Genomic DNA, 25,579 nt, shown 5'->3' with positions numbered 1-25,579 from the left:
TCATGGAAAATAATATGCGTTCTCGTGCCATCGTATTATTGTCTGGTGGCTTAGACTCAACAACATGTCTCGCTTGGGCACAAGCGCGTTATGATTGTGTTGCTATCAGTTTTATGTACGGTCAACGTTCTACCACAGAGTTAGATGCAGCCAAAGCACTAGCACAACGTGCAGGTGTAGAGCATCGTGTCATTAATATTGATTTAGGTAATCTTGGCGGTTCTGCACTTACAGATCATAACATTGATGTCCCAGAACAATTACAAGAAGGTATTCCTGTAACTTATGTTCCAGCACGTAACACAATATTCTTGTCTTACGCCCTCGCTGCAGCGGAAGTTTTTGATGCTGAAGCCATCGTGATTGGGGTCAATGCTGTTGATTATTCAGGATATCCTGACTGTCGTCCAGAATTTATTGACGCTTTTGCCAATTTGGCTCGTCTTGCAACAAAAGCTGGCGTTGAAGGAAAACCTCTTAAAATTGAAACACCTTTGTTACATTTATCCAAAGCGAATATTATACGCTTAGGTATCGAACATGGCGTAGACTATAGTCAAACGGTATCCTGCTATCAAGCAGATGCTCAAGGACGTGCATGTGGCAAATGCGACAGTTGCCGTTTACGTCAACAAGGTTTTATCGAAGCAGGTATTGCGGATCCTACGCGTTATACCAACTAGACGATATTAGGGTAATAATTAGGTACATATATGAAGTTTTTAAAATCAAATCTTATTCTTTCTACAATGATGGCGGCGACTGCTTTAGTTGCAACTGCAACTCAGGCAAACACCAACCCACTCGAAGCTGCATATAAAAGTACCAATGTAAAATCAGCGTTGGTCAACGTATGTAAAGACCAAACGGCTAAAGGCGGTAAATTAACTGCTGCAGAAGTAAGCAAATTCTGTGGTTGCCAAATTGATGCTCAAGGTAAAGTAACTGAGGCACAAAAATGGGAAATCCAAAGCGCAATTAACGCCAAGAAAAGCCCAAGTTCTTTAGCTTTTGTACAGCAACAAAATAAAGACCTACAAGCTTGTTTAGGTGCTCCACTGGTTAACAAGTTAGAAAAGTTAACTGAAGAAGCAATGAAAGCTGCTCAACAGCAGCAGCAAGCTCCTAAAAAGTAAGCTTATATTGCTAAATCAAGCCTGCATTTATGCAGGCTTTTTTGTAACTCTGTTAAAATCGAACTTATCATTTTATTTAAATCGGCTGAACCATACCATGTATGATCAATGGAAAAATAATGCAACCAATAGCCGATCAGTCGTCTCTTTTAGTGGAGGTAAAGATAGCTCTCTCGCTTTGTATCATGCTATGCAAACTGGCACTGTCATCGGGCTAATTGTAATGCTGGAAGAGCAAGGACAACGCTCACGTTCACATGCGATGCCACTCGATATCATCCACGCTCAAGCTAATGCAATTGGTCTACCCGTGTTTATGGCATCTTCGAGTTGGGCTGATTATGAAACTAAATTTATTACACTACTTGAACAAGCTAAACAGCAAAATGCAGAAGTATTAGTTACAGGTGATTTGGATATGCCTGAGCATGGGTGCTGGCATGATCGAGTGACTCAACAAGTTGGGCTAAAACTAGGTATGCCTTTGTGGTTGCGCCCACATCGTGAAGTGGTTGAAGAATTTATTAATTTGGGATTTCAAAGTGTAATCGTCACCGTAAATCTTAAATTAGGAATGAAGATAGAAGATTTAGGCAAAACCTTAACTCTAGAATATATCCAAGAACTTGAAAATCGTGGGATTGATCCATGTGGTGAAGGTGGTGAGTTCCATACAACTGTGATTGATGGACCAATTTTTAACAAAGCTATTCCTGTACGCCGCGGCGATATTGTTTATCATGAAGAATATGCTTTTTTACCACTTGAATTAGACCAAATTGAAGGATGAAACATGTCTGAGACTATCCAACTACCGAATCAAACATTCCCGACCACAAATGGTGAGTTAAACCTCACTGAACTCACCAATGAATGGCTAATTTTGTATTTCTACCCTAAAGATTCAACGCCAGGTTGCACGACTCAAGCGGTAGGTTTTTCATGCCTAAAAGATCAATTTGACGCCTTGAATTGCCAAATAATCGGGGTGTCACGCGACTCTGTAAAAGCACATCAAAATTTTACTGAGAAACAAGCACTGACAATCGATCTAATCAGCGATAAGGAAGAAATTCTTTGTAAGCATTTTGATGTGATCAAAGAGAAGAACATGTATGGTAAGCAAGTCATGGGGATCGAACGCTCAACATTCATTTTTCATAATCAAAAATTGGTTAAAAGCTATCGAAAAGTCAAAGCGGCTGGCCATGCAGAACAAGTGTTAGCAGATCTAAAAGCACTTCAGGCTGAAATGTAATCTCAAGCCTTCATAAAGCGGGGGTTAAATCCCGCTTTTTACATAAAGAAGCATATTCAATCTTAATGCCATAAAGTATTATTAAAAAATCATAATAATTAAAGTCTAAGCAATCACATGAATATTTCTAAGCCATCTATATTGATACCATTTGGGATTGTAATCTCAGCTTGTAGCAACTCTGGCACTCCTCATCTGCCAAACAATCAAATTAGCCAAACACCTGTAACACAAACACCCAAAGCAAGTATAAATATCACTTGTCAGGATCTATCAAATCCAGCCTATCAACAGGCAATCATGAATGCAATCAACCATATACGTAGTCAATCTCGCCAATGCGGACAACAACATTATGCTGCTGCAAAGCCATTAGTTTGGAATCAACATTTATATAAAACAGCTTTAACGCACTCCAAAGACATGTCAACACACAATTTTCTAGGTCATGTCAGTTCGACGGGGCAAGATTTAAGAACTCGCTTAAAGCAATCCCAATTTAACAGTCGCGGTGGTGCCGAAAATGTCGCCCGTGGACAGAAAAATCTTGAAGAGGTTCTAGCATCATGGCTTAAAAGCCCAGCACATTGCAGCAATATGATGCACCCAAAATTTACAGATTACGCGATCGCTTGTACTCCTGATCAATCACCTCAACAACGTCACTACTGGACTCAACAATTTGGCATCCGCTAGAAGGTTAATTATGTACTCTGGATCGATTACTCCTATTTTACGTATTTTTGATATTGATGTAGCTCACACTTTTTATATGGAATATCTCGGTTTCCATATCGACTGGCAGCACAAATTTGCAGATAATTTTCCTTTATATCTACAGATCTCAAAAGGTGACTGCATTATTCACCTATCTGAACACTTTGGTGATGCTAGTCCACATAGTGCAATCCGCATTTACTGGGAAAATCTAGATGCCCTGCACACAGAGTTAATTCAAAAAGATTATAAATATGCAAAACCACAAGTTGAAAAAACAGATTGGGAAACACTTGATTTAAGCATTACAGATCCATTCTCTAATCGACTAATTTTTTGGGAAGATGCCTAGACTTCGGATCTAATCAAGCAATTGATAACTAAAAACTTTGCTGATAATTTTCCATTGATCATGATCTAATGTAAATGTGAGTGCATCATAAAAATACTTAGGCTCAATCACGCATTCAACATGTACGATTGCTAACTGATCATGGATTAAATCAATAGATTTCACTTTATCTTGTCTAATCTGATTTTTTAAAGCAGGAGAAGTTCTGCTTTCAACAATCGAAAAATACTCAGCCATATCCAATCGTAATATTGGCTGTTCAGTTACATTCATATAAATCGCATCAGCATGAAAAACTTGTTTTAAAAGCGCCAGATCACAGAAATATAAAGCATCAAAATATTTTTCTATTTGCTGCTGAATATCAAATATTGCATGTTTCTTCATTTTATTGATCCAAACTTTGTAAGTACTTTTGGCGTATCACAGATACAGATTCACCTGCTACTCCCCAATTATCAGTTTCAACCTCATCAATCACGACAAAGGTCGTGGCTGGATCTTTATCCAGTACATTGACCAGCAAATCGGTTGCACCACGAATCAATTGTTGTTTCTGTGCTGTTGTCACACCTTCTTTAGTGACTTGAATCAAAACATAAGGCATCGCTATTTCCTCATTTAGAAATTATTGGTTGAAATAAACTGGCTAGGGTTATTGTTCATCGTATTATTTACATCAATGTGATTAAATAGCCTTTAGATCAAATCATTTTTTACATGGTGTAATAAATGACACAACAACTAAAAAATGTGATGTTGAGTAGTGTTGAATTGTTCTGTGCTGTCGCTGAGTATAAAAGTTTTACTCAAGCAGCCAAAATTGCTGGCCTGACACCAGCTGCTGTCAGCCGCTCTATTGCGCGTCTAGAGCAACGTCTCAATACGCAATTATTTGTTCGAAGTACACGTCAAGTTCGCTTGACCCATGCAGGTGAAATTTACTTTCAACAATGTCAACAAGGCTTAACCCAAATTATTGAAGCTGAACAATTATTAAGAAATCAAAGTCAGCAACTCAATGGTCGAATTCGCATCAGCCTCCCTACTCCTTATGGACATTATCGAGTATTACCGCTAATTCCAATTTTTAAACAAAAATACCCAAACATTCAGATTGATCTTCAATTAACCAATAAAAATGTCGACTTCATTGCGGAGGGTTTTGACTTAGCAATTCGTGGCAGATACTTCAAAGACTCCAATCTAATCGTTCGTACCTTAGAACATGCTGAATTAGTTGTGGTTGCTGCAGCAAGCTATATTGATTCATATACAATACCAACAGATATCGCAGCACTAGATCAGCACGAATGCTTGCAATTCATCTTACCCAGCACGGGGAAAAGTGTTCCTTGGCTGTTTAAAGTCAACAATCAGATCCATGAATATACCACCAAGGGATCATTACATTGTCTAGATGACATCTTAGGGACAGTTACGCTTGCGAAACATGGTGCAGGATTATTACAAACCTATCGGTTTATCGTTGCGCAAGACATTCAAAATGGACAATTCGTAGAACTGTTGCATCCATTTGCTGGAGCAAGTCGTCCATTTTCTTTAGTTTACCCCTCACAAAAATATGCATCAGCACATATTCGTACCTTCATTGATTTTTTAATAACACATTTAAAAACAGACGTTCTTTAAAGGTTCATCAACTCACTTTATTCCGTAAGGTCTAAATTACTCGTGTCACCTGCCAAAAACTTTTGTTGTAACGCTGCATAAATAGGCGTTTTTTGAAAGTTCTCTAAAAATTGAATACTACCTTTTGGAAAAGCTTGAGTTTTGATTTCGCCGCGATAATAAGCTTCACGCATCGGTGTTGCTGACATTGAGGCTTTTAAACTCTCAAGTTCAACCATTGTCCACTCTGGAAATAATTTTAAATAATAAGATGATTCATCTTTAAAGTGACCAATTAAGCCAACATTGGAATGCGCAGGAACAACCTGATTTACCAGTTGTTTGACTTGTTTTACCCATTTTTCATCATTATAAACATCAATAACATGCACAAAATGAATACGTTTTTGATCTTCCTCAGAAAAATTAGAAAGAATCATCTGCTCGCGTTCCGTAGCCAAAAATGGATTCTTGGTATTTCGTTCTGGTTGTGCTGAGCCTAAAGCAAGGATCACATGCTGACTCTGTCTCAGTGCAATTTCAATGGTCAGCATATGTGCCAAATGAAAAGGCTGGAAACGTCCAATAAAAACGAGATAGTCAAATGTGTACATAGGCTTAATTTCACTTTTTGTGAACTCATCAGTTGCACTATAAAAATAAATATGCGACATAATGAGACCACTTTAAAAATCAATCTGGATTAAAGCAAGGATAGTACGATGACACTTAGCTGTATTCAACAACCTCATCAACATTTGCAAGCAAATTTAGAAGATGGCGTACTCACCTTAGCCATTAACCGTTCAGAAGCCAAGAATGCACTTTACGGCGAACTTTATCTTTGGATCGCAAAAGCTTTAGATGAGGCAGATGCAAGTAAAGAAGTTCGTGTGGTTATTTTCCGTGGAGCAGAACAAGACTTTACTGCGGGTAATGACATGAAGGACTTCATGGGCTTTATTCAAAAGCCACATGAGGGCAAAGCAGGTGATCAACCACCATTTGTTTTATTAAAAGCTGCAGCTCGTTTTTCTAAACCACTGATTATTGCGGTGAAAGGCGTTGCGATTGGTATTGGTGTAACGATCTTACTCCATGCTGATCTTGTATATGCTGACAACACTGCCCTATTCCAAATTCCATTTGTCAGCCTTGGTCTTTCTCCAGAAGGTGCAGCAAGTCGTTTACTCGTGAAACAGGCTGGCTATCAAAAAGCTGCTGAGTTATTGTTTACTGCCAAGAAATTTGATGCTGCAACAGCAGTGAAAGCAAATCTAGTGAATGATGTTGTTGAAGATGTATATGCAACGGCTCAACAAACGGCTCAACAGTTAGCTGCATTACCATTGGCATCAATTAAGCAAAGTAAGGCTTTGATGAAAAAAGACTTAGCTGAAATCATTGCATGTGTTGATGAAGAGGCTGAAATCTTTATGCAACGCGTACGCTCTCCTGAGATGATGGAAGCAGTTCAAGCCTTTATGCAAAAGCGTAAGCCGGACTTCTCACAGTTTAATTAAGCAAATATAAACGGCATAGATGTTTATAAAATGTATCCTCAGAGGAATTTGTAAGATTTTCACCTCGATATCTTTTTGAGCATCTGTTAAAGTTTAAATTAAGAAGCTAAACCATGATTGTCAGAGACATGAAATGGAAATTAGCTTCTTTTTTTTATCTTTGACGTGTGCTGTTGATCGTTTGCAATTGCCTGCGACATATACGGTTAATTTAAAAAAATATCTCTGCTGTTATATCGAAGTATAGACTTAACAGAGATTATTATTTTCATCATTAAAGGATGTTTTATGTTTGTACTTGAGCCACAACATGTACATATGAATCAATCTGCTAAGGATAAGGCAGAAGCTCTCGAATGTTTAGCCAATATTTTGGTTCAAGATCAATTAGTCAAAGCAGATTACTTATCTGGATTACATGCACGTGAAGCTCAAAGTGCAACCTATTTGGGTCAAGGGATTGCAATCCCTCACGGCTCTCCGCAATCCCGTGAATTTATTTTAGAAACGGGCATTCGTTTAGCACATTTCCCAAAAGGTGTGGTTTGGGACGGTGAAAACACAGTTTATTTAGCTGTTGTGATTGCAGCAAAGTCTGATGAACATTTACAAGTTTTGCAAATTCTGACTCGTGCACTTTCTCAAGATGTTTCTGATCAAGTCCAACACGCTAAAAATGCAGCGCAAATTATTGAGATTTTACAAGCTCAACCCGAAACATTAGTTTTACATGAAAACCTAATTGAAACTCAAATTCAAGTTACTGATATTGATGATTTTTTATGGTCAGCAAATAAACTCCTCAAACAACAAAAATTAGTTGAGGCTGGTTTCATCAGTCAACTTGATCCTAAAAATCTCATCCAAATTCAAGATACGCTTTGGTCTATTTCTGCAAAAAACTATGTTTCACAATCTGCAGTGAGTATCGTCAAAGCTGATCAAACCATCGATTTTAAAAACGGACAAATTCAAACCTTGATTTGTATTGCCCAGCACGAACAATTAGATTACCAACAATTACAACGTTTACTCGATTTATTATTCCAACCACAAATCCAGCAACAACTCAGTGATCAGCATAATCGTCAAGATATTGCCAAACTGGTTGGCGCGGAAACGATCCCAGATTGGCCATCACAACGTATTGTGTTGGCAAATGCGCATGGACTACATGCCCGCCCTGCAACTCAACTGGTTAATATTACCAAAACTTATCAAGGCGAAATTCGAGTTGCTGTGGATGATGGACAATTCATCTCTGCAAAAAGCTTAACCAAACTACTCGCAATGGGTTGCAAATATGGGCAAACACTTACTTTCATTGCTGAACCGGATACAGATGCTGTAGAAGGCCTTTCGAAAATTATCCAAGCTGTTCAACAAGGTTTAGGTGAAGAGGTCGAAGCAATTGAACATAAAATTGACAGTCAACAGACCAATACTCTTGAGTTTGAAGAAGAGATTACAACACCAACAACAGGTATTCCTGCATCCACAGGACTCGCTTTTGGCCCAGCTCATGTGATCAAACCGAAACATTTCCAATATGAACGTTTTGGAAATAATGTAAAAGCAGAAAAGGAAAAACTAGAAATTGCACTACATAGTGTAAAAAACACACTTCATCAGCTCATAGCCAAAACTGAAGCCAATGAAATCAAACAAATCTTTATGGCACATTTGGAAATGCTGGATGACCCTGATCTCATTCAGCAAGTTCACCAGTCTCTGAATCAAAACCTAAGTGCACCTGCAGCATGGCATCAATATATTGAAAAAGCAGCTCAAGCCCAAGCTGCTCTACCCGATCGTCTGCTCGCAGAACGTGCCGCTGATCTACGTGATATTGGTGACAAGGTCTTAGCTGTTTTATGTAATGAGGTTGCAGTTCAAGAACCTGAGCAACCCTATATTTTAATCATGCATGATGTAGGGCCAAGCGATGTTGCACGCCTGAATAAAGACCGTGTCGCAGGTATTCTGACTGCTGTGGGTGGTGCAAGTGCACATAGTGCGATTGTTGCCCGTGCTTTGGGAATTCCGGCGATTGTAGGTGCAAGTGACGCGGTGCTTAACATCACACCTCATACAACGGTATTAATTAATGGTGATACGGGTGCATTCGAAATCAATCCATCTCAAGCACAGATTGACGATGCCATCCAAGAACGTGAGTTACAACAACAACGTCGTCATGAAGCTGAGCAACATTGTCACGAGCCAGCGATTACCTTAGACCAGCACCAAGTCGAAGTCGCGGCCAATCTCGGCAAAATTTTAGATACTGAAAAAGCAGTAAACTATGGGGCAGAAGCAATTGGTTTATTGCGCACTGAATTAGTCTTTATGGCGCATCGCCAAGCACCAGATGAAGATGTACAAGAAAAAGAATACCGTCATGTATTAGATACGTTGGCTGGTCGACCATTGGTGGTACGTACCTTAGATGTCGGTGGTGATAAACCATTACCATACTTACCAATCGATGTCGAAGAAAACCCTTTCTTGGGCGTGCGTGGTATCCGTTTAACCTTACGTAAACCACAACTATTACGTCAGCAACTCACTGCTTTGGTTCGTGCTGCAGATGATCGTCCTTTAAGAATCATGTTCCCGATGGTCGGACGTATTGAAGAATGGCGCGCTGCTAAAGCAATTTTAGATGAGGTTTTGCTCAAGCATCCCTGCCCAAATCTCGAAGTCGGTATTATGATTGAGGTTCCATCAGCTGCATTAATCGCGCCCTTGCTTGCAAAAGAAGTCGACTTTTTCAGTATTGGTACCAATGACTTGACCCAATACACCTTAGCGATCGATCGCGGACATCCAGTTTTGTCTGGCGAAGCTGATGGGCTCCACCCAAGTATTTTAATGTTAATTGATCAAACTGTACGTGCAGCTCATGCACAACAAAAATGGGTCGGCGTCTGTGGTGAGCTTGCTGCAGATCCCAAAGCTGTGCCTGTTTTACTGGGTTTGGGTGTGGACGAACTCAGTATGTCAGCGTCCAGTATTCCGCTAGTGAAAGCACAAATTCGTCAGCTTAATTTTGCTGATTGCCAACAGCTTGCCCAACAAGCACTCAAATGTGAAAGTGCATTTGCCGTTCGATCATTCGTGGAGCAAACACATGGCTAAAATTTTAACCATTACTCTCAACCCTGCCATTGATGCCACCATCGAACTTGAACAGTTACGTATTGGCGAAGTCAATCGTCAGCAGAACATTCAGTACCACGCCGCAGGTAAAGGGCTCAATGTTGCTCAAGTGCTACATGATTTAGGGCATGAGTTAATTGTGTCTGGTTTTTTAGGTACAAAAAATCAAACGCTCTTTAAACAGCATTTTCAAACTATGCAGTTTGATGACCAGTTTATTTATATCGAAGGTGAAACCCGCCAAAACATCAAAATTGCTGAACAGTCTGGACGAATGACCGACATTAATGGTCAAGGCTTTCAGGTGTCTACTGAAGATAAACAAGCATTGTTCAAACGTATTCAACAATGTAGTGACTCTGTAGATTATGTGGTGATTGCGGGTAGCCTACCGTTGGGCTTTGGCGTGGATGATTTAAAACAACTCATTCAAATTCTACACCTACAAAACAAGCCTGTTGCTGTAGACACGAGTGGCAAAGCTTTAACTGCTGCGATCGCTATGAATCCGTGGATGATCAAACCCAATACCGATGAATTACAAGAAAGTTTTGGCGTGCTAGCTGAAAGCCTTGAAGATCAACAACAATTATTTAAATCACTCAATTCTCAAATTGAACATATCGTCATTTCAATGGGTGAACATGGCGTACATTGGCTTCATCAAAACAAAGCTTATGCTGCACACCCCCCTCAAGTACATGTGAAAAGTACAGTAGGTGCTGGAGATTCTCTTTTGGCAGGCATGATTCATGGACTAGCATGTCAGTTACCGACAGACGATATCCTAGTAACAGCAACGGCGATTGCCAGTCATGCCGTAACTCAGGTGGGCTTTCGTGTTCCACCCCCTGAACTTTTAGCTGATTTAAAACAACACACCACGATCAAAATCTTGAGTGAATCTGATGCAAACCCTTAACTCTCTCTTATTGGTCATCAATCATCCTCAAAATCCTGTTGATGCATTGATTCTGACAAAAAAATTAGCGCAACTTGCGAAACAACAAGGTTTTGAAAGTCATACTATTTCAGTAAAAGATCAAATTCCTGACATTGCATTTAGTAAAGTTGTTTTTATTGGTCAAACACCGACTCAACTTGACCCATTTAAAGCCTATTCTGTTGTAACTATTTCACTGGAACAAGCGAACCAAGATATTCAGCAGGCCTTTGAATACGCTTTAACGCATGCACAACCGATTGATCAACTCAAAGCTGAAACTCAATTGAACAACACACAGCAAGCGCAACGTTTTGTTGCGATTACCGCTTGCCCAACGGGTGTTGCTCATACGTTTATGGCTGCCGAAGCATTGCAACAAGGTGCAAATAAACTTGGCTATCAGATTGATGTTGAAACACAAGGCTCTGTAGGTGCAAAAAACATCCTCACAGATGAAGCCATTGCTGCAGCTGACATTGTTATTCTAGCCACTGATATTGAAGTAAATACCGATCGTTTTGTAGGTAAACGTGTTTATCGCTGCAGTACAGGCTTTGCCCTCAAGCAAACAGATAAAGCATTTGCCGAAGCAATCAGTGAAGCAACCGTTCTTGAATCATCCAAACAAAGTAAACAAACGGCAGAAAATAAAAGCCAAGAAAAAACTGGCGTTTATAAGCACCTACTAACAGGTGTGTCTTTCATGCTGCCTATGGTTGTGGCAGGTGGTCTTTTAATTGCGCTATCACTTTGTTTCGGGCTGAATGCATCAGAAGAAACAGGAAGCTTAGCTTATATATTAAAGCAAATCGGTGCAGCAGCATTTACCTTAATGGTGCCAATGCTTTCGGGTTATATTGCCTATTCAATTGCTGACCGTCCCGGTTTAGCACCAGGTTTGATTGGTGGATTAATTGCCACACAACTTGAAGCTGGATTCCTCGGTGGTATCGTTTCAGGTTTCCTTGCAGGTTACATTGCCCTATTTCTCGCCAAAAGAATCAAATTGCCAACCAGTTTGGAGTCATTGAAACCTATTCTGATTGTTCCGCTTTTAGGCACACTATCGGTAGGTTTGATTATGTACTATGTGGTTGGACAGCCAGTCGCACATATCTTTGAAATGATGAAAGATTTTCTCAACAATATGGGCACAACCAATGCTGTTTTGATGGGTATCGTACTCGCATCAATGATGTGTATTGATTTGGGCGGTCCAATTAATAAAGCAGCTTATGCCTTTACCGTAGGACTACTCACGACAAATACCTATATGCCAATGGCGGCGACCATGGCTGGCGGTATGGTTCCAGCCATTGGTATGGCGATTGCAACCTTGTTAGCAAAAAATAAATTCAATCAAAGTGAACGAGATGCTGGCAAAGCTGCTTTTGTATTAGGTCTATGTTTTATTTCGGAAGGTGCAATTCCCTTTGCAGCTAAAGATCCGATGCGTGTGATTCCTGCTTGTATTTTAGGTGGTGCTGTTACAGGTGCATTGGTTGCCTTATTCCACTGCGAACTGGTTACACCACATGGTGGCGTATTTGTTTTACTGATTCCAAATGCGATTAATCATGCGTGGCTATATCTCGCTGCAATTACAGCGGGGAGCTGTATTACAGGCATTAGTTATGCATTACTCAAACGTCCTGAGCAGAAACTAGAAACCGCCCCTGTCTAAATCGTCCTTCCATTCTGATTTTACAAGCAAGTTATTCCAATCGAGTAACTTGCTTTTCTATTTAGATGAGCTTTGATTCTAAAAATTTAATGATTCTATATTTTATAAAAAAGTAACTTCTACACCACATCAGTTGGTTTTTTCAGATACATCCCAATAGAAGAATAAACATTTTGGAAAATATCGAACTCATGACCACTTCAAATGCAACCGCCGAAAAGAAACGCTACTACGAACCTGCCCCACAGGATATTGATGTTGCCAATTTCCGTAAAGTCGTTGAAAGCCGTCGTTCAGTACGTAAGTTCACTGATAAACCGATTCCAAGTGAAATTTTAGATGAATGTTTAGATTTGGCACTTCTTGCACCCAACTCATCAAACTTACAACCTTGGACGTTTTATGTCGTACAAAACCCAGCCAAGAAAAAACAACTGGTTAAAGCGTGTTTAGGGCAACTTGCTGCTAAAACAGCATCTGAATTGATCGTCTGTGTTGCTCGTACAGATCGTGTGGATGAAATGGCAAAATTAAATATCAGTGAGTTCCCATTTCCCGAAGCACCACCAGCGGTTCAAAAGTACTACCGCTTTATCCCATACAACTATAAAACAGGTTATTTCAATGCATTAGGTAACTTTAAAAAAGTTGCATTTAAAGTTGCCCGCACACTCGATAAACAACTTCCTGTGACTGCATTTAACCCTGCTGATGCCAAATTATGGGCGACTAAAACCACAGCGCTTGCTTGTGAAAACCTAGTATTGGCTTTACGTGCTTATGGTTTTGATAGTTGTATGATGGAAGGCTTTGATGAACCTTTAGTGCGAAAAATCTTAAAACTCAATGATCAGCAACATCCTGTGATGGTAATTGGTGCGGGCGAACGTGCCAATGATGGCGTGTTCTTCCCCCAATATCGTTTTGATCGTGATTTATTTATTCAAAAAGTCTAAATTACTCTATATCTAATATTTGGATAAGCTCAAAGGCAGGTTCTTCATAAGGATGGCTTGCCTTTAATGCCTTTGCCACAGCACTGGCTTTTTCTTCAGGCACAATCGTTTCAACACGCCATTCTTCGAGTTGTTCTAGTTCATCTAACTGCCCTAAAAATGGATTTGCACCTTTAACCGGCTTAAATTGCCCGATGCCTTTCACTTGCCATGCACAGTGTTCATAATTCCCTATCCCACCTGCACCCGCTTCAAAGATAGCAAGTTTAGTTGATTCAAGATGTGATTCCGGCACGTAATAAATAAGTTTTAGCATAAGTTGAATGGCTGAGTAAGTTAAGCTGTACTCAAATCATAGCTTTAAAAAAGGTTAAGAATCAAAGTTAAATCTTGATTAGGACATAACTCAAACTTATGAATAAGATTTGGAGAACCACTGTTAAACCAAACCAAAACCAGCCTTTTCCTTTGCTATGGATCGTCCTCATGTAATTTTCGTTTTTCATCATGTTGTTCTCCGATTTTTATGATCATTATTGAGAAAGCAAAAATTGAACCAACCATCCCCTCTATACTAAACCTCTTTCATAAATACATTAATTTAAAACTGATTTTTCGAAATACTAGTGGTTTGTAGATTACCATTTTCTTGTTTAACCAACTCTATTGTATAACCACTGTATTGATAACCGTCAAAATCAAATGCTAAGATCTTATCAACTTTTGCATATTCTGTTTTATCACCAAATAACAACTCGATACCATACCATTTTGGACCATAGGCATATTTAATTACATAACTACCCAGTGGTAACTCCACATTCAAATCATCACCTGACTGAATAAAATAAGTTGCCAAATTTTTATTAGTATATGCATTATCAATCTTAACAAAATAATTCATTCCATCATATGGAGTTTTTATTTGTAATGGGGCCACACCGTATAAATTAGTCTCCCCCATAATACCTGTATTAGGTAAAGGTTTTGGACTTATTTTTTTACCTAAAGAGCTAACATTAACATGACCAGTTTCTGCAACTCTGGTTAATATAGTTTTTTGATTTGCAAACCAAACTTCCAAACATGCTTTATCTATACAATTTTTTTCTCGATCATTCCATTGATTACGAACAAGCTGAGTGAAATCTTTTTTGTTTACGGCTGCCTCTCTGGCTTTATGAAAAATCTCTGCTAGTTCTCGATCTAAAGCGGCCAAATTAGCATTATAACAAATCAAATTCTCTGGAATAGATTTTGCCTTAGTACAGTCAAAACTCGTTTGATAAGTCATAATTAAGGACTCAGAAGCCTCTGAATCAATTTCAGTTATATCAACACTAGAATAATTCTGTGTATAATTATGCTCATTTTCAGAAGAAAATTTACTAAATACTTCGGGTAATAAAAATAAAACAAAAATCCCCATTAAAGTTATAAAAAACAGCCAGCTAAATCCTTTTAATATTTCTTTTTTATTTCCTGTAAGAGTTGATCTCGAGTCAACAGAGTTTTGCTCATTTTTTATCTTATTTGAGTTTCTATCCTGTATTTTTCTAATTTTCTCTTCTTGAGCTTCAATCCAACTATCATGTTCAGCACGTTTGATTGGATTAGATAATACCTCATAAGCCTCGTTAATCAATTTCATAATACGAGCAGCTTCTGGGTTATTTGAGTTCCGATCAGGATGATACTTTTGGGCTAGAATTTTATAAGCTGCTCGAATTACCTCCAGAGGTGCAGTACGAGATACTTTTAAATTATCATAGTAAGTATGGAGCTTATTCATATTCTATATCTTTTTACATTAGTTAACATCTAGACCCAAATAACTCAAAAACGAATATACGCTTTTAAATCAAACAACTAAAATACAACACTTAGGAAATTTTCCAAACCATAATAAAGAATTCATATTCGTGAAAAAGCCACCTTACGGTGGCTTATTTTTTTATTTCATATCAACCAATAAATTTACGTGCATTGCGGAACATACGCAACCAAGCACCATCTTCAGCCCAATCTTCAGGCTTCCAAGAATGCTGTAAAGCACGGAAGTTACGCTCAGGGTGCGGCATCATGACTGTCGCACGACCATCTTTAGAGGTTTGACCTGTAATCGCTTCAGGCGATCCATTTGGGTTTAATGGATAATGTTGAGTTGGATTACCCAAGCTATCTACATAACGTAACACCACTTGATGCTCAGCATTTAATGCAGCAAGTTGTTGTTCTGTCGCAACTAAACGACCTTCACCATGCGCAACTGCGATCGGTAAAATTGAGCCGTGCATATCTTCAAGCAACACAGAAACAGATTTCTCTACACGAACGTTCACTGCACGCGCTTCAAATACTTCTGAAATGTTACGGTGGAAACGTCCCCAATGCTCTGCACCCGGAATCAGTGGTGCAAGTTGTGACATCATTTGACAGCCGTTACATACGCCTAGGCTGAATGTATTTTCACGATGGAAGAATTGTTCGAACTGATCACGTAATTTCGCATTGAACAATACTGATTTCGCCCAGCCACCACCAGCACCCATCACGTCACCGTATGAGAAGCCACCACACGCCACTAAACCTTCAAAGTCACTTAAGCTCACACGACCTGCAAGCAAGTCACTCATGTGTACGTCGATGGTATTGAAGCCCACTTTGTCAAAAGCAGCAGCCATTTCCACATGACCATTTACACCTTGCTCACGCAAAATTGCCATATTTGGACGACGTGTATTGATAAACGGCGCTTCAACTGGCTCATTTAAGTCATAAGTTGGTTGAGCAATTAAACCTTTGTGGTTTTTATCTGCAATTAAGGCAAACTCTTGATCAGCTGTTTCAACGTTGTCACGTAAACGTTGGATCTGGTGAGATACTTCAGCCCAAGCTTGTTGTAGTTCAGCACGCTCAAGTGTTAAACCATTTACAACCAATTGATCAGTTGAATTCACACGACCAACAACTGCAATGGCATCTTTCAAGCTAGATGCTGCAACTTCAATTTCTAACTGTGCCCAATCAGCAGCCGTAATTTGAAGCACTGCACCAATTTCTTCAGCAAATAAGCTTTCAGTACTTTGGGTTTCTAAAGCCACACCTAAGCGCGAAGCAAACATCATTTCCGCAACAGTTGCGAGTAAACCACCATCACCGATGTCATGGTAAGCCTTGATTAAACCACGATTGTTCCAATCTTGAATCAAGGCAAAGAATGCTTTGAAGTCATCAAAACTATCAACATCTGGGGTAACCGAACCGATTGCTTTATATACTTGCGCAAGGATCGAACCACCTAAACGGAATTGACCTTTAGATAAATCAATACGTACAAGTACTGAATCTGCTAAGTCCTTAAGTTCAGGTGTTAATGTTTTACGCACATCTAAAACAGGTGCAAATGCGGTGATTACGCCTGTCATTGGAGAAGTAACGGCTTTATCCTCGCCATCATTCCAAGTGGTACGCATTGAAAGTGAATCTTTACCAACAGGAATAGCGATACCCAATGCAGGACACATTTCCATACCAATCGCTTTCACGCCTTCAAACAGAGCTTGGTCTTCACCTTTTTGACCAGCAGCAGCCATCCAGTTTGCAGAAAGTTTGATATCGCTAATTTGTTCAATGTTAGCACATGCAATATTGGTAATTGCTTCCGCAACCGCTAAACGTGCAGATGCAGCAGGATTTAACAAAGCAACTGGTGGACGTTCACCCATCGCCATTGCTTCACCCGTGAAGCCTTGCAAGCTAGTGGTGGTCACTGCTGCATCAGCAACAGGAACCTGCCAACGACCAACCATTTGATCACGTGCAACCATACCGGTAATCGAGCGATCACCAATTGTGATCAGGAATGATTTAGACGCAACTGTTGGATTTTTCAATACGCGGAAAATCGCATCTTTCAAATCAACTTTTGATGCATCAAAGTCATTACCTTTACGTTCAATCGTTTCATATGAACGTTGCATACGAGGCGTACCACCCAACATCACTTGCATTGGGATATCGACTGCATTGTTTTCAAACAATGGATCTTCAACAGTCAAATGACGTGCTTCAGTCGCTTCACCCAATACAGCAAACGGACAACGCTCACGTGCACAAATTTCTTCAAACTGTTCTAAAGATTCTGGACGAATCGCTAACACATAACGTTCTTGCGCTTCATTTGACCAGATTTCCATCGGGCTCATGCCTGGCTCTAAAGATGGAATCTTACGAAGGTTCAATACAGCACCTAACTCGTGATCATTCACTAGTTCAGGCATCGCATTTGATAGACCACCCGCACCAACGTCGTGTACAGACACGATTGGGTTAAAGTCTTCTAAGCGCCAGCATGTATCGATCACTTCTTGGCAACGGCGTTCCATTTCTGGATTTTCACGTTGTACCGAAGCAAAGTCTAAACTCTCGCCCATGGTACCGCTATCTACAGATGATGCAGCACCACCACCAAGACCGATCAACATGGCAGGACCACCCAATACGATGAGCAAGTCACCTGATTGAATCGCATCTTTTTCAACATGGTCAGGACGAATGTTGCCGTAACCACCAGCGATCATAATTGGTTTATGGAAGCCTTTAACTTCACCATTCACATTCTGTTCGAAGGTACGGAAATAACCATTCAATGCAGGACGACCAAACTCGTTGTTAAACGCCGCACCGCCCAATGGACCTTCAATCATGATTTGTAATGGCGATGCCATACGTGAAGGTTTACCGTAGTTTTCTTCCCAAGGTTGTTCAAAACCTGGAATATTCAAGTTAGAAACCGTAAAGCCTGTTAAACCTGCTTTTGGTTTACCACCACGACCTGTTGCACCTTCATCACGGATTTCACCGCCCGAACCTGTTGCAGCACCCGCAAATGGCGCAATTGCAGTTGGATGGTTATGGGTTTCCACCTTCATCAGGATATGAGCAGCCTGGCTCTTATATTTATAAACGAAGTGGCCATTTTCATCCGCTTTCGGATAAAAACGCATCGTGTCATAACCCACGATCACAGACGCATTATCTTTATATGCCGATAACACATCGGTTGGCGATTCTTTATAGGTATTCTTAATCATTTGGAACAATGATAATGGTTGTTTTTCACCATCAATTGTCCATTCAGAACCAAAGATTTTATGACGACAATGTTCAGAATTCGCCTGAGCAAACATCATCAATTCGATGTCATTTGGATTACGACCAAGCTTAGTGAACGCTTCGGTTAAGTAATCAATTTCTTGCTCAGATAAAGCAAAGCCAAACTCATTATTCGCTTTAACTAATGCTTCTTTGCCTTGCCCCAAAATATCAATTGAGTTGAGTGGCTTCGGCGCAGTTTCTGAGAATAAAGCTTTTGCCTCTTCAATTTGAGCAAAAACTGTTTCTGTCATACGGTCATGAAGTACTTGTTTAACTTCATTCGTAATTTCAGTGACACCTTTTAACGTAAATAAAAGACCACGTTCTAAACGGTGCACTGGTGTATTACAGTTTTGGAAAATATCAGTTGCTTTCGACGACCACGGAGAGATTGTGCCAACACGTGGAGTTACTAAAATTTGGATTTCATCACTTGCAGCTTGGCGAAGTTCGAAAGATTGACCATCGTTTAAAAGTTGTAATGCCGATTGATGTTGCTGCTCGTTGAGCGCTTGATCAAACAAATAAACCCACTGGCTGTCAAAAGATTGAACAGAACTCATTGACGCTAAACGGTTTAAGAGTTGAGCTTTCTTAAAAGAAGAATGTGCTGATGCACCGGCCACGATAAACATGTTGACTTTGGCTCCACGGGCAGATCGAACAGACCCACCGCAATGTGACTTATGAAAGAGCGCATATTCTACTGTGAAAGCCTCTTTTCAGCTAGCCATATCCAACTTAAAAATCAGAGTTTTCGACGATGAATGCCCTATTTCTGTCTCACCTGAACCATTTTACTTTATTCGTAACAATTCTTGTATTTTGCAGAACAAATCACATTTCAGTTTTTTAAATATTTGACCGATTATTTTAGTGATTATTCTGATTTAGTTTTCTATCAACAAGACAATCTATGTCGCCCTACGCTAGTGCTTTCATCTTTTTTTTGGCATGATGAAGCGAACTTAGTTTGAATAATGATAAATGGAACAAATGCGTTGGTTGGAATTGCTATCCGCAATTCGTTTAGGTAGTAAAAAAAGCAGTAATGAGTTGGCTCGAAGCCCATTCCACAAAGACTACGACAGAATTATATTTTCCCAAAGTTTTCGTCAACTGAATAGAAAAACACAGGTTCACCCTCTGACTCAACATGATGGGATTCATACACGTCTGACTCATTCACTTGAAGTCTCCTGTATTGGTCGTTCACTCGGTATGCTAGCTGCAGAAAAAATCAAAGATGAATTACCGATGTGGATTTCCCCTGCCGATGTTGGTGCAATTATTCAAGCAGCATGTTTAGCTCATGACATTGGAAATCCCCCTTTTGGTCATGCAGGTGAATATGCCATTCGTGAATGGTTTGATGATGCCTCACATCGAGACTTTCTGACCAAACTGACTCCAGAAGAAGAAGCTGATGTAAGACAGTTTGAAGGCAATGCGCAAGGACTTCGTCTACTCAGCCGTATTGACTATCATCCTGATGATGGTGGTATGCGCCTCACCTGCGCGACACTGGGTGCTTATCTCAAATATCCGTGGTTATCCAAAACCATTAATGAACAAGGTGACACACCTTCACATCAACGGGCAAAATTCGGTTGTTATCAATCCGAAAAAGAAATCTTAAAACAGCTTGCGGAACAACTCGGTTTGATTCAACTCGGTGACTATCATTATTGTCGTCATCCATTGACCTACTTATTAGAAGCTGCTGATGATATTTGTTATGCACTGATTGATTTAGAAGATGGCATTATTCTTAATATGTTGGATTATGATGAAGTTGAACCTATCTTTCTGAATTTAATCGCCGATTTTGGTCGCCCAGAAGAACTGCATTTACCACATACCACTTGGCAACAAAAAATTGCCGCTTTGCGTGGGCGAGTCATGAAACGCTTAGTTGACGAAGTAACGACTGCTTTTGCAAAGCATCATTATGAGATTATTACAGGTCAACTCAAAGGCAGTCTTTTACAATATTGCTCACCAGATATTGAAGCAGGCATTCAAACGGCAAAAAACCTTGCACGCGACCGTATTTTTGAACATCCACAAAAATCTGGTTTAGAAATTATTGCACATCAAAGTTTGCAAACCATTTTGGATGCTTTTGTTCCACTAACAATGCCTCATAAAACATTAAGTTTTAAAGAACAGCGTTTACTTTCTATTTTGCAGCACTCAGGCGCAAACTTCCAAAGCAATCATTATCAAAATATCATGCAGGTTTTGGATATTATTAGTAAGTTCTCTGACCACCAAGCCTATAGCTTGGCGCAAGAGTTGAAAGGTAATAAAGTTGGATTCTTTTAATCAAAGAACTTACTTAGGCTATTTTATACTGTTTTATTTGCATAATAGTCATGCAAAATTCTAAAAGCCATTTTGCGTTTAGAACAAATGGCATCTACTATTCAACCATCAACAACTAAGTGAAAAGACTCAATGATCGGATGTTTAATTGGCGAAGTGTTTGCCTTAGAGACCCCAACTGTCTTACTCAATGTAAATGGTGTTGGCTATGAAATTGACACGCCACTTTCAACATTTTGCCAATTACAAAAAGGACAGAAAGTGACTTTATGGACACACCTTGTGGTTCGTGAAGATGCCCAACAACTTTATGGTTTTAGTGATGCACAGGAAAAGACAATTTTCCGAACCTTACTAAAAGTCAATGGTGTTGGTCCTAAAATGGCTTTAGGTATCTTATCGACATTGAGTGTTGAGTTACTGATTCATACGATTGAGCATGATGATATCAATACACTGATTAAAGTTCCTGGTGTCGGTAAAAAAACTGCCGAGCGTTTAATGATTGAATTACGTGATCGTTTTAAAGCTTTGGCAAATTCAACTGGCGGCACAACAAATACGGCAGCCGCTCAAATTCAATTTATGGCAAACTCACCTGTTGCCGAAGCCGAAGCCGCATTACAATCGTTGGGTTATAAACCTGCTGAAGCACAAAAAGCTGTTGCTGCTGTGAAAGCAGACTATACTGAGTCTGCCGATATTATTCGTGCTGCGCTTAAATCCATGATGAAGTAATTGATATATGCAAGATCGTCTTATTAGCGGAACAGAAAAACCAGAAGATCATTTTGATCGCGCCATTCGCCCTACGTCATTGGCTGACTATATTGGTCAACCTGTAGTCCGTGAGCAAATGGAAATCTTCATCGGCGCAGCTCGCGGTCGTGGTGAGGCCTTAGACCATACCCTGATTTTTGGTCCACCAGGTTTGGGTAAAACCACACTGGCAAACATTATCGCGCGAGAAATGGGTGGCAATTTAAAGTCAACCTCTGGCCCAGTACTGGAACGCGCTGGTGACTTAGCTGCAATGCTGACCAATCTTGAAGAAGGCGACGTTCTGTTTATTGACGAAATTCATCGTCTCTCACCCGTGATTGAAGAAATTCTCTATCCAGCAATGGAGGATTATCAACTCGATATTATGATTGGTGAAGGCCCTGCTGCCCGTTCAATTAAGCTTGATTTACCACCATTTACACTCGTAGCTGCAACCACACGCGCTGGCTTACTGACCTCTCCTCTACGCGATCGTTTCGGTATTGTACAGCGTCTTGAGTTTTACTCTGTCGAAGACTTAACTCATATTGTTACTCGTTCTGCAAACCTCATGGATGTGCCAATCACGCATGATGGCTCAATGGAAATTGCACGTCGCTCACGTGGTACACCTCGTATTGCCAACCGCCTGTTACGTCGAGTTCGTGACTATGCTCAAGTCAAAGGGACTGGTGAAATTACTCAAGACATGGCGCAACGCGCCTTAGATATGTTAAATGTTGATAAGGATGGTTTAGATACACTAGACCGCCGTTATTTGTCTATGCTTTTAGAACGTTTTGAAGGTCGTCCGACTGGGGTTGAGGCTTTAGCTGCGGCAATGGCTGAAGACAGTGGAACACTGGAAGATGTGATTGAACCTTATTTGATCCAGCAAGGCTATGTGATGCGTACTGCACGTGGTCGTATTGCAACCAATATGGCTTATTTACAATTTGGTATGACACCGCCTGAATCATAATTGGATAAATAATGAATTCAACTGCTGATGAGTTACAACTTATAGAAAAAATTAAAGCATCTTATCAAGATGTTATTTCTGATTTACCACCTACCGAAGTGTTACCTCGACATGTCAAATTCTCGGAATACTGCCAAGAGCAAAGACATTTTTTAGATGCACTTCTCAAAGCTCATTCTGCATTGTCACTTTCTTGCCAACTAATCGATTCAAAACAACAAGCTGTTTCCCTTTCTAGTGAGCAGCTTGAACAATTCAACAGCACCACACATTTGGATTGGTCACTCAGATCGCTTTCCTTTGACCTTACGCATGCTGCAATCTTTATTTCATTATGCTTTCAAGACGATCTAAAGCAGATGGTCGAGGAGCATCGCCCACCGCGCAAACCGATACTGAGTTTTAAAAACTTGGCAATTTTATTGATCAGTTGCTGTATGCTCGGCATTTCACTTTACTTATTTAACCAAGCCCCTGAATGGTTGGTATTTATCATTTTTGCAGTTGGTTTTTTAGGTTTATGTATGCTATACGACAGTATAAAAGATTACGTTCAATACAATAAAGTAAAAGATGATCCTCTAAAAACCTTGATTGTTGCAGGCTATTTTGCTGAACATTTAGAAGATTATGCAACGCAGACTTTAATCTTAGATAAAAACTCAAACGAATAGCTTGCTTGATCTGTTGTGCCATTTGCCCCAAAAATCAATATGCTAAACTGCGACACTATTCAACACCTTGTATCAAGAATGGATTTTTATCATGGCAAATCATTTTGAATTTAATATCCGTGTATACATCGAAGACACTGACGCAGGCGGTATTGTTTACCATGCCAATCATATCCGTTTTATGGAGCGTGCCCGTACCGAGTGGTTACGCGCAGCAGGCGTTGACCACTACTGGCACCAACAAGACTACAACTTCGTTGTGCATCAAATTCAAGTCAAATATGTACGCCCTATATTAATGGATGATTTGATTACCGTTACAGCACGTGTTATTTCGTGTAAAGCTGCATCTTTTGTGTTGCAACAAAATATTTATCGTGGTGAAATCTTGCTGGCTTCTGGTGAGGTTGTGTTGGCATGTTTAAACAAAGAGTTAATGCCTCGACGACTTCCTCAAGAAATTCGTGATCTGATTCAAAAAGAATTAGCACAGGACGAAAAATAAACTTTTGGCACAGTGACTTATGGCAACTAATTTAGAATCTTCAATGCACATTTCTGACCTTATTTTACAAGCAAGCCCTGTTGTACAACTGGTCATGCTGATCTTATTACTTGCCTCAATCTATAGTTGGTTTGTGATTGCTAAATTGCATATGAGCTTTAAAAAAACGGGGCAAGATGATGAGCATTTTCAAAAAATGTTCTGGTCTGGTGCTGAGCTAAATACCCTATATAACAATGCCCAATTGAACTCTAAACGTAACGGTTTAGAAGATGTTTTTTATCAAGGTTTATCTGAGTTCTTTAAACTTAAAAAACGTAAAGCTGACACAGCTCAAACCATTGAAGGTACTGAACGTATGTTACGCGTTGGTCTAAGCCGCGAACAAGGCGGTTTAGAGCAAAACCTAGGCGTATTAGCAAGCATTGGTTCTGTCGCTCCATACATTGGTTTATTCGGTACCGTTTGGGGCATCATGAATGCCTTTATTGGTCTTGCTGCAGTTGATCAAGTGACTTTGGCCACTGTTGCCCCAGGAATCGCAGAAGCATTAATTGCAACTGCAATTGGTCTATTTGCTGCGATTCCGGCAGTACTTGCATTTAACCATTTTACAGCGAAAGGTGAAGCCATCTATTCAGATCGTGCTCTTTTTGCGGAAGAAATGGTGGCGCTGTTACAACGTCAATCGATTGGAACGGCTCAGGAAGATGCATAATGGCGATTCAACGATCAGGGCGTTTTGAACGCATCAAAAAGCCGCTCAAAAGCGATATGAATGTCGTTCCTTATATTGACGTCATGCTTGTGCTGTTAGTCATTTTTATGGTTACAGCACCGATGATTACCAGTGGAATCAAGGTTGATTTGCCACAAGCCAATAACAATCCAATTGAGTCAAAAGAGCGACCACCAATCGTTACGCTCGGTAGCAATGGCAATATTTATTTAGAATATAAAGAGCATGATAAAAATCAGGTTCTGTCATTTCAAGAGTTAGAAAGTATTCTAAATGATGCTCAAACCCAAGCCGAGCAAGAAAATAAAACGCTGACCGTTTTGGTAAATGGTGATCAATCACGTCCTTATGGTGATGTGATTGCTCTAATGGCAAGTTTACAAAATGCGGGTCTAACTGAAGTAGGCCTGCTGACTAAGCCGTTAGAATAAACTATGAAAAAATTCCAAAAGCCGCCTTTTAAAGAAAAACAAAATGCGATCGCACTAGCTTTTACGCTAGGTATTCATGCTGTGGCTATTGTTGGCTTGTTGTATTTAGGTATGAGCAAACCTCTTGAGCAACCAAAAAAAGTAAAAACGATTTTGGTCAATCCAGATGACTTACCTCAAACAATCGATTATGAAACCACAGCTGAAAATCAAGCCGAAGAGATTCAAAGCCCTATTGTAGATGAAACGTTGCCACAAAATTTACCAGCAACGCCATCACAGCCGACTGAACAACAGCTTGCAGCTGAAAAACAGAAGGCAGAACAAATCCAACAAGAAAAACTAACTGCTCAAGAACGTCAAGCCGAAGCAGATGCTAAACGTAAAGCTGAGGCAGATGCTAAACGCAAAGCCGAAGCAGATGCTAAACGCAAAGCCGAAGCAGATGCCAAAGCAAAAGCTGACGCAGATGCTAAACGTAAAGCCGAAGCAGATGCTAAACGTAGAGCCGAAGCAGATGCCAAAGCAAAAGCCGAGGCAGATGCTAAACGCAAAGCCGAGGCAGATGCTAAAGCAAAAGCCGAAGCGGATGCTAAACGCAAAGCCGAGGCAGATGCTAAACGCAAAGCCGA

At 40.0% G+C, this 25,579-nt stretch carries 26 protein-coding genes and 1 pseudogene; 20 read left to right on the top strand and 7 right to left on the bottom strand.

The window, feature by feature from the left end:
• Window positions 1–14: 14 nt before the first annotated feature.
• The 6 genes from queC to F927_RS10645 all read left to right on the top strand — a co-directional run bounded on the left by queC (window position 15) and on the right by F927_RS10645 (window position 3,463).
• Complete coding sequence (gene queC, locus F927_RS10670; RefSeq protein WP_017394498.1) at window positions 15–683, top strand: 7-cyano-7-deazaguanine synthase QueC; 669 nt, start codon at window positions 15–17, stop codon at window positions 681–683.
• Between the two features lie 30 nt (window positions 684–713).
• Window positions 714–1,136: a hypothetical protein gene (locus F927_RS10665; protein WP_004640060.1), complete on the top strand. Its 423-nt coding sequence runs from the start codon at window positions 714–716 to the stop codon at window positions 1,134–1,136.
• Window positions 1,137–1,233: 97 nt separating this feature from the next.
• A complete protein-coding gene (locus F927_RS10660) occupies window positions 1,234–1,926 on the top strand; it encodes a Dph6-related ATP pyrophosphatase (protein ID WP_005084553.1) in 693 nt (230 codons plus the stop codon).
• 3 nt (window positions 1,927–1,929) lie between these two features.
• Complete coding sequence (locus tag F927_RS10655) at window positions 1,930–2,394, top strand: peroxiredoxin (RefSeq protein ID WP_005084549.1); 465 nt, start codon at window positions 1,930–1,932, stop codon at window positions 2,392–2,394.
• Window positions 2,395–2,511: 117 nt separating this feature from the next.
• Window positions 2,512–3,090, top strand: coding sequence for a CAP domain-containing protein (locus F927_RS10650; protein WP_005084547.1), 579 nt, complete (start codon window positions 2,512–2,514; stop codon window positions 3,088–3,090).
• A 10-nt stretch (window positions 3,091–3,100) separates the two neighbouring features.
• The gene (locus F927_RS10645; protein WP_005084543.1) at window positions 3,101–3,463 is read left to right on the top strand and encodes a glyoxalase superfamily protein; all 363 of its coding nucleotides are present in this window, start codon (window positions 3,101–3,103) and stop codon (window positions 3,461–3,463) included.
• 9 nt (window positions 3,464–3,472) lie between these two features.
• Here the strand turns inward: F927_RS10645 and F927_RS10640 are convergent, their stop codons facing one another.
• Both F927_RS10640 and F927_RS10635 read right to left on the bottom strand, forming a co-directional pair.
• Window positions 3,473–3,850 carry a nuclear transport factor 2 family protein gene (locus F927_RS10640; protein ID WP_005084542.1) on the bottom strand — a complete coding sequence of 126 codons (378 nt, stop codon included), beginning with the start codon at window positions 3,848–3,850 and terminating at the stop codon, window positions 3,473–3,475.
• Between the two features lies 1 nt (window position 3,851).
• Window positions 3,852–4,070, bottom strand: coding sequence for a 2-hydroxymuconate tautomerase family protein (locus F927_RS10635; RefSeq protein ID WP_004640070.1), 219 nt, complete (start codon window positions 4,068–4,070; stop codon window positions 3,852–3,854).
• A 125-nt stretch (window positions 4,071–4,195) separates the two neighbouring features.
• On the opposite strand from F927_RS10635, the gene F927_RS10630 reads away from it, so the two are divergent.
• Window positions 4,196–5,116 (top strand): LysR family transcriptional regulator, encoded by a 921-nt coding sequence (locus F927_RS10630; protein ID WP_005084540.1) that lies wholly within the window; start codon window positions 4,196–4,198, stop codon window positions 5,114–5,116.
• A gap of 17 nt (window positions 5,117–5,133) precedes the next feature.
• Here F927_RS10630 and F927_RS10625 read toward each other — a convergent pair whose 3' ends face one another.
• A complete protein-coding gene (locus tag F927_RS10625) occupies window positions 5,134–5,709 on the bottom strand; it encodes a nicotinate-nicotinamide nucleotide adenylyltransferase (protein WP_161404488.1) in 576 nt (191 codons plus the stop codon).
• Window positions 5,710–5,817: 108 nt separating this feature from the next.
• Between F927_RS10625 and F927_RS10620 the strand changes: the two genes are divergently transcribed.
• From F927_RS10620 to F927_RS10600, 5 genes are all read left to right on the top strand, one after another.
• Window positions 5,818–6,618 (top strand): enoyl-CoA hydratase-related protein, encoded by an 801-nt coding sequence (locus F927_RS10620; protein ID WP_005084536.1) that lies wholly within the window; start codon window positions 5,818–5,820, stop codon window positions 6,616–6,618.
• A gap of 288 nt (window positions 6,619–6,906) precedes the next feature.
• Window positions 6,907–9,759 carry a phosphoenolpyruvate--protein phosphotransferase gene (ptsP, locus tag F927_RS10615; RefSeq protein WP_005084532.1) on the top strand — a complete coding sequence of 951 codons (2,853 nt, stop codon included), beginning with the start codon at window positions 6,907–6,909 and terminating at the stop codon, window positions 9,757–9,759.
• Window positions 9,752–10,702 carry a 1-phosphofructokinase gene (gene pfkB, locus F927_RS10610; RefSeq protein WP_005084530.1) on the top strand — a complete coding sequence of 317 codons (951 nt, stop codon included), beginning with the start codon at window positions 9,752–9,754 and terminating at the stop codon, window positions 10,700–10,702. The genes ptsP and pfkB overlap by 8 nt, the downstream gene beginning before the upstream one ends.
• Entirely contained in the window at window positions 10,689–12,410 is a 1,722-nt protein-coding gene (locus F927_RS10605; protein ID WP_005084528.1) for a fructose-specific PTS transporter subunit EIIC, read from the top strand. Before pfkB ends, F927_RS10605 begins: the two co-directional genes overlap by 14 nt.
• Window positions 12,411–12,601: 191 nt before the next feature.
• The gene (locus F927_RS10600) at window positions 12,602–13,366 is read left to right on the top strand and encodes a nitroreductase family protein (protein ID WP_005084525.1); all 765 of its coding nucleotides are present in this window, start codon (window positions 12,602–12,604) and stop codon (window positions 13,364–13,366) included.
• Between the two features lies 1 nt (window position 13,367).
• Here F927_RS10600 and F927_RS10595 read toward each other — a convergent pair whose 3' ends face one another.
• From F927_RS10595 to purL, 4 genes are all read right to left on the bottom strand, one after another.
• Window positions 13,368–13,682, bottom strand: coding sequence for a YqfO family protein (locus F927_RS10595; protein WP_005084523.1), 315 nt, complete (start codon window positions 13,680–13,682; stop codon window positions 13,368–13,370).
• Between the two features lie 67 nt (window positions 13,683–13,749).
• Window positions 13,750–13,875, bottom strand: coding sequence for a KGW motif small protein (locus F927_RS17410; RefSeq protein WP_004640092.1), 126 nt, complete (start codon window positions 13,873–13,875; stop codon window positions 13,750–13,752).
• Window positions 13,876–13,967: 92 nt separating this feature from the next.
• Window positions 13,968–15,158 (bottom strand): DnaJ domain-containing protein, encoded by a 1,191-nt coding sequence (locus F927_RS10590; RefSeq protein WP_005084520.1) that lies wholly within the window; start codon window positions 15,156–15,158, stop codon window positions 13,968–13,970.
• 172 nt (window positions 15,159–15,330) lie between these two features.
• A complete protein-coding gene (gene purL / locus F927_RS10585) occupies window positions 15,331–19,161 on the bottom strand; it encodes a phosphoribosylformylglycinamidine synthase (RefSeq protein WP_005084518.1) in 3,831 nt (1,276 codons plus the stop codon).
• A gap of 352 nt (window positions 19,162–19,513) precedes the next feature.
• Between purL and F927_RS10580 the strand changes: the two genes are divergently transcribed.
• The 8 genes and pseudogenes from F927_RS10580 to tolA all read left to right on the top strand — a co-directional run.
• Window positions 19,514–20,854 carry a deoxyguanosinetriphosphate triphosphohydrolase gene (locus F927_RS10580; protein ID WP_005084516.1) on the top strand — a complete coding sequence of 447 codons (1,341 nt, stop codon included), beginning with the start codon at window positions 19,514–19,516 and terminating at the stop codon, window positions 20,852–20,854.
• Window positions 20,855–20,986: 132 nt separating this feature from the next.
• Entirely contained in the window at window positions 20,987–21,592 is a 606-nt protein-coding gene (gene ruvA / locus F927_RS10575) for a Holliday junction branch migration protein RuvA (RefSeq protein WP_005084515.1), read from the top strand.
• A 7-nt stretch (window positions 21,593–21,599) separates the two neighbouring features.
• Window positions 21,600–22,598: a Holliday junction branch migration DNA helicase RuvB gene (gene ruvB / locus F927_RS10570; protein WP_005084513.1), complete on the top strand. Its 999-nt coding sequence runs from the start codon at window positions 21,600–21,602 to the stop codon at window positions 22,596–22,598.
• 11 nt (window positions 22,599–22,609) lie between these two features.
• Complete coding sequence (locus F927_RS10565; RefSeq protein ID WP_005084511.1) at window positions 22,610–23,272, top strand: MntP/YtaF family protein; 663 nt, start codon at window positions 22,610–22,612, stop codon at window positions 23,270–23,272.
• Between the two features lie 91 nt (window positions 23,273–23,363).
• Window positions 23,364–23,777, top strand: a complete 414-nt coding sequence (gene ybgC, locus F927_RS10560) for a tol-pal system-associated acyl-CoA thioesterase (RefSeq protein WP_004640100.1) — start codon at window positions 23,364–23,366, stop codon at window positions 23,775–23,777.
• 19 nt (window positions 23,778–23,796) lie between these two features.
• Window positions 23,797–24,495 carry a protein TolQ gene (tolQ, locus tag F927_RS10555; protein WP_005084509.1) on the top strand — a complete coding sequence of 233 codons (699 nt, stop codon included), beginning with the start codon at window positions 23,797–23,799 and terminating at the stop codon, window positions 24,493–24,495.
• Complete coding sequence (gene tolR / locus F927_RS10550) at window positions 24,495–24,947, top strand: protein TolR (RefSeq protein ID WP_004640103.1); 453 nt, start codon at window positions 24,495–24,497, stop codon at window positions 24,945–24,947. Before tolQ ends, tolR begins: the two co-directional genes overlap by 1 nt.
• 3 nt (window positions 24,948–24,950) lie before the next feature.
• A pseudogene (tolA, locus tag F927_RS10545) lies at window positions 24,951–25,579 on the top strand (cell envelope integrity protein TolA); the annotation flags it as partial.

This window comes from Acinetobacter haemolyticus CIP 64.3 = MTCC 9819, from assembly GCF_000369065.1.
GTDB classification, from domain to species: Bacteria; Pseudomonadota; Gammaproteobacteria; order Pseudomonadales; family Moraxellaceae; genus Acinetobacter; species Acinetobacter haemolyticus.
Note: the sequence above shows the minus strand (reverse complement) of the source record. Positions and strands in the feature narration are given on the sequence as shown.

Bases quoted from the DNA above. Each gene is read 5' to 3' on its own strand.
- F927_RS10580 (WP_005084516.1), top strand. From the start codon at position 19,514: ATGGAACAAATGCGTTGGTTGGAATTGCTATCCGCAATTCGTTTAGGT.
- F927_RS10625 (WP_161404488.1), bottom strand. From the start codon at position 5,709: ATGTACACATTTGACTATCTCGTTTTTATTGGACGTTTCCAGCCTTTT.
- F927_RS10620 (WP_005084536.1), top strand. From the start codon at position 5,818: ATGACACTTAGCTGTATTCAACAACCTCATCAACATTTGCAAGCAAAT.
- F927_RS10665 (WP_004640060.1), top strand. From the start codon at position 714: ATGAAGTTTTTAAAATCAAATCTTATTCTTTCTACAATGATGGCGGCG.
- F927_RS10660 (WP_005084553.1), top strand. From the start codon at position 1,234: ATGTATGATCAATGGAAAAATAATGCAACCAATAGCCGATCAGTCGTC.
- F927_RS10605 (WP_005084528.1), top strand. From the start codon at position 10,689: ATGCAAACCCTTAACTCTCTCTTATTGGTCATCAATCATCCTCAAAAT.
- F927_RS10655 (WP_005084549.1), top strand. From the start codon at position 1,930: ATGTCTGAGACTATCCAACTACCGAATCAAACATTCCCGACCACAAAT.
- ruvA (WP_005084515.1), top strand. From the start codon at position 20,987: ATGATCGGATGTTTAATTGGCGAAGTGTTTGCCTTAGAGACCCCAACT.
- ybgC (WP_004640100.1), top strand. From the start codon at position 23,364: ATGGCAAATCATTTTGAATTTAATATCCGTGTATACATCGAAGACACT.
- ruvB (WP_005084513.1), top strand. From the start codon at position 21,600: ATGCAAGATCGTCTTATTAGCGGAACAGAAAAACCAGAAGATCATTTT.
- queC (WP_017394498.1), top strand. From the start codon at position 15: ATGCGTTCTCGTGCCATCGTATTATTGTCTGGTGGCTTAGACTCAACA.
- pfkB (WP_005084530.1), top strand. From the start codon at position 9,752: ATGGCTAAAATTTTAACCATTACTCTCAACCCTGCCATTGATGCCACC.
- F927_RS10595 (WP_005084523.1), bottom strand. From the start codon at position 13,682: ATGCTAAAACTTATTTATTACGTGCCGGAATCACATCTTGAATCAACT.
- F927_RS10650 (WP_005084547.1), top strand. From the start codon at position 2,512: ATGAATATTTCTAAGCCATCTATATTGATACCATTTGGGATTGTAATC.
- F927_RS10635 (WP_004640070.1), bottom strand. From the start codon at position 4,070: ATGCCTTATGTTTTGATTCAAGTCACTAAAGAAGGTGTGACAACAGCA.
- F927_RS10565 (WP_005084511.1), top strand. From the start codon at position 22,610: ATGAATTCAACTGCTGATGAGTTACAACTTATAGAAAAAATTAAAGCA.
- tolQ (WP_005084509.1), top strand. From the start codon at position 23,797: ATGGCAACTAATTTAGAATCTTCAATGCACATTTCTGACCTTATTTTA.
- F927_RS10630 (WP_005084540.1), top strand. From the start codon at position 4,196: ATGACACAACAACTAAAAAATGTGATGTTGAGTAGTGTTGAATTGTTC.
- F927_RS10600 (WP_005084525.1), top strand. From the start codon at position 12,602: ATGACCACTTCAAATGCAACCGCCGAAAAGAAACGCTACTACGAACCT.
- F927_RS10640 (WP_005084542.1), bottom strand. From the start codon at position 3,850: ATGAAGAAACATGCAATATTTGATATTCAGCAGCAAATAGAAAAATAT.
- tolR (WP_004640103.1), top strand. From the start codon at position 24,495: ATGGCGATTCAACGATCAGGGCGTTTTGAACGCATCAAAAAGCCGCTC.
- ptsP (WP_005084532.1), top strand. From the start codon at position 6,907: ATGTTTGTACTTGAGCCACAACATGTACATATGAATCAATCTGCTAAG.
- F927_RS17410 (WP_004640092.1), bottom strand. From the start codon at position 13,875: ATGATGAAAAACGAAAATTACATGAGGACGATCCATAGCAAAGGAAAA.
- F927_RS10590 (WP_005084520.1), bottom strand. From the start codon at position 15,158: ATGAATAAGCTCCATACTTACTATGATAATTTAAAAGTATCTCGTACT.
- F927_RS10645 (WP_005084543.1), top strand. From the start codon at position 3,101: ATGTACTCTGGATCGATTACTCCTATTTTACGTATTTTTGATATTGAT.
- purL (WP_005084518.1), bottom strand. From the start codon at position 19,161: ATGTTTATCGTGGCCGGTGCATCAGCACATTCTTCTTTTAAGAAAGCT.